Raw genomic sequence first — 6,678 nt, 5'->3', positions numbered from 1 at the left:
TGATTTGCGCACGCACCGGATTGCCGACCAGATGCACCTTTGCCTGATGGCCGGGCTTGACTCGCTGCACATCGGGATAGGCCGTGGCGATCGCATTCACCTTGCCAGCCACCAGCCGGTTGACGCGGCCGAGAACAGCGTTCTGCTCGTGAATAATTGTCGGCACTTTATTGGCAAATGCCGCGAGTAACGCCGGCAGTGCCGGATAACCGCCAAAACCGACCACCGCGGTCGGATCAAATTCGTTGAACAGCGCGCGCGCCATTGCCCGTCCGCGCCAGATATTGCGCGCCGCCGCCAGCCAGCCGCGCGGACCGCCTGCGACGCGACCGGCGGGCATGATGTGCATTTCCATGCCATCGGGACATCCCGGAATGGTCGACCCGCGATTATCAGTGATCAGCGCAACCTGATGCCCACGGCGCATCAATTCAGCACCCAAGGCATAGGCCGGGATAATATGGCCGCCAGTGCCGCCTGCGGCGAGGACGAAATTGCGCGATACGCTCATGGCTACCGACCATTCCCGATATAGGGTGACTGGTCAAGGAAAGGGTTGCGCCGTGTCAGCGCGAGCATCAATCCGCAGCACAAACACAGCGCCAGCGTCGACGACCCGCCATAGCTGATGAACGGCAAGGTCATACCCTTTGAAGGGAAAATGCCGAGATTGACCGCGATATTGATCATCGCCTGCCCGCAGAATTGAGCGGCAAGGCCGGTGACGGCGAGAAGGATGAATTGGTCCTGCTCATCGAGCATGCGGATGACGACGCGGACGAGGATTGCGAAGAACAGCACGGCGATTACCATGCAGGCGAGCAGCCCGAACTCCTCGCCTACTACCGAAAAGATATAGTCGGTATGCGCTTCGGGCAGAGCGAATTTTCGGGTGCCAAGGCCGGGGCCGGTTCCGACGAAGCCGCCTGCGGTCAGCGTCGCCATCGCCAACTTGTCATGCGTGATGCCTTCGGTACCGAAAATCCATGCATCGATGCGCTGCTGCGCGACCGGATAAAAATTATAGGCAGCGATGATGCCAACAAGGCCGCCGACCGCGCTCGACCAAAGCAGCTTGGCCTGCACGCCTGAAACCATCATCAGTGCGAACCAGATGCCGCAGAAAAGGATCGTCTGGCCAAGATCGGGCTGCAGCATCAGCAATCCACAGATCAGTCCGGTGAAGCCCATTGTGATGATCCGCACCGGCAAGGTTGGATCGCGCTGACGCCAGCTGATGATCCACGCCATTGTGACCGCATAACAAGGCTTCAGGAATTCCGACGGCTGGAAGCTGGCAGGGCCAAGGCCAAACCAACGCTGCGACCCGTTCACTTCCTTGCCGAGGATGGGCACCAGCAGAAGCAACAGCAGGAAGACGCAAAAGCCGCCCAACGCGATGCGCTTCGCTTGCTCGCGCGGGTACATTGAAATGACGAACATGAAGGGCACGCCCAGTGCCACCCAGGCCAACTGCTTATAAAAGAAGTAAAGCGGGCTGAGCGATTCCGTGTCGGTCGAAAGGCGACGCGCGGTAGCGGGCGACCCTGCCGCAACTGCAATCAGACCGATGGCGATCAGAACGAGGAACAGCGACAACAGCACGCGATCCAGCTCCCAGAACCAGATGCTCAACGGCGAACGGTCTCCGCGCCCAAGCCGGTTCGAAAGATCGCGCTTGCCACCAAATCCCGGCGGAAGGCTGTTCCCATTGCCTTTCAATATGCCCAACATCACGTCCCCCTGTCGCGCAATGCAGCCACTATCTCCCGGAAACTGTCGCCCCGGTGTTCGAAATCGCGAAATTCGTCGAAGGATGCACAGGCCGGGGAGAGCAACACTGCCTCACCCGCCTTCGCCGCACCGGCCGCCGCAAGTGTGGCATCGCGCAGCTTGGGATAAACCGTCACGTCCACCTTACCTTGCAGGATAGCAGCAAGCTTTGCGCCATCCTCACCAAAGGCATAAGCCGCTCGCACATTGCCGAGATTCGGCAGGCAAGCATCGAGATCATCGCCCTTTGCCTGACCGCCGAGCAGCCAATGGATTGCCGGATATGCGCCCAATGCGGGTGCAGCCGACGTCGGGTTGGTTGCCTTGCTGTCGTTGACATAAAGCACGCCGTCCACCTCGCCCAATCGTTCCATACGGTGTGCAAGACCCGGATAGGTGACGAGCCCGCCTTCGATGGTTTCGGCATCCAATCCAATCGCTTCGCACGCGGCAATCGCACAGGCGACATTCTGCGCATTGTGCGGTCCTTGCAAAGAGGGCCAGCGCGACTGGTCTTTGATATCGCTGGCATGCACGCGGCGCAGGCGATGGTGGATACGGCTGGCGATCATCCGGGACGGATCATCATCAGCGGCAATCACCGAAACCTTGTCGGCATGCTGCATATGGAACAAACGCTCTTTCGATGCGGCGTAGTCAAGGAAACTATCGTAACGATCAAGATGATCGGGGGTGATATTCGTGAGCACTGCGACGTCGCAATCGAGGCTGTGCGTCAGGTCTATCTGGTAGCTCGACAGTTCGAGGACATAGACCCCGCCTTCGGGCAAGGGCTGCTGCGAAAGAATTGGCAAACCAATATTCCCGCCCATAAGCGAAGGTAGCCCGGCGGTCTGCATCATATGGTGTAGCAGCGCAGTGGTTGTCGATTTGCCGTTGGTGCCGGTAATACCGATGGCCTTGTGCGGCGGTAGCGAAGCTCGGGCGAGCGCGAACAGTTCGATATCGCCTATGATCGGTACATTGGCATCGCGCGCCTTGTTAGCAATCGGGTGGGTATTGAGCGGAACGCCGGGCGAAAGCACCAACCCGTCAAACCCTGCCAGATCGATTTGCATCGGATCGGCAAAGCTGACTTCGCCCTCGACCTGCGCCCTTGCCTCTTCCTTGCTATCCCAGGCGGTTACCTCCGCTCCGCTTGCGACTAGACTACGCACAGTGGCAAGGCCCGACCTGGCTAGGCCGAGCACTGCATAGCGTTTGCCGCGAAAGGCGTCCGATACAATCATCTGAGCTTGAGCGTTGCCAATCCTGCCAGTGCAAGCACGAAGGAGATAATCCAGAAACGGATTACAACCGTCGATTCAGGCCAACCCAATTGTTCAAAATGGTGATGGATCGGTGCCATGCGGAAAACGCGCTTTCCGGTCCGCTTGAACCAGAATACCTGAATGATCACGGAAAGCGCCTCTACGACGAAAAGGCCGCCGATGATGGCGAGTACAAATTCATGGTGCGCAACAACCGCAATTGCGCCCAGCGTGCCGCCAAGCGCGAGACTGCCGGTATCGCCCATAAACACTGCAGCCGGAGGGGCGTTGAACCAGAGGAAGGCCAGCCCTGCCCCGATGATCGCGCCGCACAAAATGGCAAGGTCACCTGCACCGAGGAAGAAAGGGACGCCGAGATAAGCAGCATATTTCGCATTGCCAACCAGATAGGCGATTAGCATGAATGCTAGCGATGCGATGATGACCGGCATTGTCGCCAGCCCGTCCAGCCCATCAGTCAGATTCACGGCATTACCAAAGGCGACGATCACGAATGCGCCGAAGATTATGTACCAATAGCCGAGATCGACAACGGGACCGTTGACGAACGGGAAATAGAGCTGGCCGCCCGATTGGTGTACGATCAACGCCACTGCAGCCCCGGCAATCAGGAATTCGAGGAGCAAGCGGATCTTACCCGAAACCCCGGCCGTGCTGCGCTTCTTCACCTTGTCGTAATCGTCCATGAAGCCAACAAGGCCAAAGCCCAGCATCACGACAATGCAGGCCCAAACATAGCTGTTGGTCAAATCCATCCAGAGCAACATCGAAATGGCGATCGAGGTCAGGATCATCAACCCGCCCATGGTCGGGGTGCCAACCTTGGCAAGGTGCGTCTGCGGGCCATCCGAACGGATCGGTTGCCCCTTGCCCTGGCGCACGCGGAGCATGTTGATGAAACGCGGACCGATGATGAGGCCGATGACGAAAGCGGTTCCGACCGCTGCGCCCGACCGGAAAGTCAGGTAACGAAACAGGTTCAGAAAACCCGCAAAATCAAAATATTGCGCGAGCCAGTAAAACATCAATCCCCTCCGCCGAGTAGTGCCTCGACCACCGCGGAAAGACCCACGGAATTCGACCCTTTTATCAATATCGCATCGCCACCGCGTACTTCGCCGCGAAGCCGCTCTGACGCTTCGGCCACCAAGGCGCAATGGGCGAATTTGCCGGCCCATGCAATGTCAGCAGACAACGCTTCGGCGAGCGGAGCCATCTCTTCGCCGACGAGCAGCAACCAGTCGACCTGCGCCGACGCTATTTGCTCGCGAAGCGCGGTATGGAATTTGGCCGACTGTTCGCCCAATTCCTTCATCGCACCCAAGACAGCAATGCGGCGTTCGGCTTTGGCGTTACCGAGCCCGGTCAGCGTTGCGGCCATGGATGCCGGATTGGCGTTGTAGCTTTCGTCGATCAGCAACGCTTCGCCGCCAGCCACCGTCAGGCGATGCCGTGCGCCGCGCCCTTTGAGGCCGCCCAAATCGGCGAGCGCCAGACCAGCAACCGCTAGATCAGCGCCCACAGCCTGAACCGCGGCTAGCACGGCAAGGGAGTTCGAAACCCAATGGTCGCCCGGCTGTGACAATTCATATTGCAGCATCGCCGCAGGCAATTGCGCGGTAACGAGAGTGCCGCCGTTTGCGCTTCCCAAATGGTCGATGCAACGCACATCTGCGCCTTCGCCAAATCCGAAGCTGACAATGCGCGCAGCATGTTGTTCGGCCTTGGCGCGCAAGCGGGCATAATGGCGATTGTCGAAAGGAATGATGGCGACCCCGTCGGGTTCGAGGCCTTCAAATATCTCGCCTTTAGCGTCTGCGATGCCCTCTTCGCTGCCGAAATGTTCGATATGGGCGGGGGCAATCGTCGTCACGATCGCGACGTGAGGGCGGACGAAGCGGGTCAATGCGGACAGTTCCCCGGCATGGTTCATTCCCATTTCGAACACGCCATATTCGGTCTCGCGCGGCATGCGCGACAGGCTGAGCGGCACGCCGACATGGTTGTTATAGCTTTTGACCGAACGATGCGCCTTACCCGGATTGCAGCGTTCGAGCGCTGCATAGAGCGCCTCTTTCGTCCCCGTTTTACCGGCCGAACCGGTAACGCCGATAACTTTCGCTGAGACGCGCGCGCGTGAGGCGATGCCAAGCTGTTCGAGCGCGCGCATCGTATCGGGCACCAGCACATGCGGGCCATCTACTGGGTTGCTGACAACAGCGCCGCTGGCACCGCTGGCAAAGGCCTGCGCAACGAAACGATGCCCCTCCGCCTGTTCGCCCTTCATCGCGAAGAACAGATCACCTGGGCCGATTTCGCGCGAGTCAAAGGCAACGCCATTGCATTCAAAGTCTGCACTTGACTGGCCGCCGGTCGCTACCGCGATTTCTGTCGAGGTCCAAAGCGTGCTCATGCCGCGCACTCCCGCGCGACTTCGACATCGTCGAACGGATAGACCTTATCGCCAACGGTCTGGCCGAGCTCATGTCCTTTGCCAGCAATCATCACGATATCGTCAGCGGCAGCCTGCCGGATGGCTTCGGCAATCGCCTCCCGCCGGTCTCCGATGTCGAGTGCGCCAGGCGCACCCGAAAGGACCTGTCGACGGATCTCCGCTGGATCTTCGGTGCGCGGATTATCATCGGTGACGATTACGACATCCGCGTCGCGGGTCGCAATCTCGCCCATGATAGGGCGCTTGCCGGCATCGCGATCACCGCCCGCGCCGAAAGCGACGATGAGTTTGCCCTTGGTGTGCGGGCGAAGTGCCGCAATCGCTGCTTCCAACCCGTCGGGGGTATGGGCATAGTCGACATAGACCGGTGCCCCGCTGCGGCTTATCGCCGCACGTTCCAGCCTTCCCCTGACTGGCTGCAGCCGCGCCAGATTTGCGATGACTTCCTCGGCATCGCAGCCGCTGGCAATCGCAATCCCCGCCGATACCAGCGTATTGGCCGCCTGATAGGCGCCAATCAGAGGCAGCTTGACCTTGCTGACTTCGCCTTGGATCGAAATTTCCAGGGTCTGACCCAACTGGGTGGGCTCGCGTGACAACAGTTTGATGCCCTTCCCTTGGGTGCCGACTGTGATCAGCCGTAACGGACGTGCCTTGGCGCGGGCGATGACCTTTTCGGACCATTCGTCGTCGGCCCAGATGATGGCGGTGGCATTTTCGGTCGCGACCTCGTCAAACAGGCGCATCTTGGCCTCGAAATAGGCGTCCATTGTGCCATGATAATCGAGGTGATCGCGGCTGAGATTACTGAAAGCGGCGCCCAATCAAGCCGCACGTGCAATCCGATTTGGTGCACGGCCACGGCCGTTGGCTTCGAATATGGCAGGGGTCACCCCCTGGCCCCCCAGCCCCGCCATGTTCGATAGGAAGGTAACGACGTCGGGCGTCGTCAAACCGGTGCGCACCTGCTCGTCCGCGGTGGTAACCCCCAAAGTACCGATCGAGGCCGCGCTATGGCCTGACATGCGCCACAGCTGGCGGGTCAGTTCAACAGTGGAGGTTTTGCCGTTCGTTCCCGTTATGGCGGCAACATGCGCCGGGGACAGCGCGTACAAACGCGGCGACAAACCCGCAAACACTTTAGTGGGAGTCGCGACT

Annotated in this window: 5 protein-coding genes and 1 pseudogene; all 6 read right to left on the bottom strand. The window is 59.6% G+C overall.

Translation table 11 applies throughout. The features are described 5' to 3' along the window. Positions 1-511 (bottom strand): glycosyltransferase (locus Q0239_RS06180; RefSeq protein WP_298599951.1); only part of this gene is annotated, 511 nt, incomplete at its 3' end. A gap of 2 nt (positions 512-513) precedes the next feature. Then, the gene (locus Q0239_RS06175; protein WP_298599949.1) at positions 514-1,734 is read right to left on the bottom strand and encodes an FtsW/RodA/SpoVE family cell cycle protein; all 1,221 of its coding nucleotides are present in this window, start codon (positions 1,732-1,734) and stop codon (positions 514-516) included. Continuing rightward, the gene (gene murD / locus Q0239_RS06170) at positions 1,734-3,023 is read right to left on the bottom strand and encodes a UDP-N-acetylmuramoyl-L-alanine--D-glutamate ligase (RefSeq protein ID WP_298599947.1); all 1,290 of its coding nucleotides are present in this window, start codon (positions 3,021-3,023) and stop codon (positions 1,734-1,736) included. The genes Q0239_RS06175 and murD overlap by 1 nt, the downstream gene beginning before the upstream one ends. After that, positions 3,020-4,090 (bottom strand): phospho-N-acetylmuramoyl-pentapeptide-transferase, encoded by a 1,071-nt coding sequence (mraY, locus tag Q0239_RS06165; RefSeq protein WP_298599944.1) that lies wholly within the window; start codon positions 4,088-4,090, stop codon positions 3,020-3,022. Before mraY ends, murD begins: the two co-directional genes overlap by 4 nt. Next, complete coding sequence (gene murF, locus Q0239_RS06160; RefSeq protein ID WP_298599941.1) at positions 4,090-5,478, bottom strand: UDP-N-acetylmuramoyl-tripeptide--D-alanyl-D-alanine ligase; 1,389 nt, start codon at positions 5,476-5,478, stop codon at positions 4,090-4,092. The genes mraY and murF overlap by 1 nt, the downstream gene beginning before the upstream one ends. Then, positions 5,475-6,678, bottom strand: a pseudogene (locus Q0239_RS06155) (UDP-N-acetylmuramoyl-L-alanyl-D-glutamate--2,6-diaminopimelate ligase); the annotation flags it as partial. The gene murF and the pseudogene Q0239_RS06155, both read right to left, overlap by 4 nt.

The sequence above is a fragment of the uncultured Sphingorhabdus sp. genome (assembly GCF_937872355.1).
Classification (GTDB): Bacteria; Pseudomonadota; Alphaproteobacteria; order Sphingomonadales; family Sphingomonadaceae; genus Sphingorhabdus_B.
The sequence above is the reverse complement of the archived record's forward strand: the minus strand, read 5'-3'. Positions and strand labels throughout refer to the sequence as shown.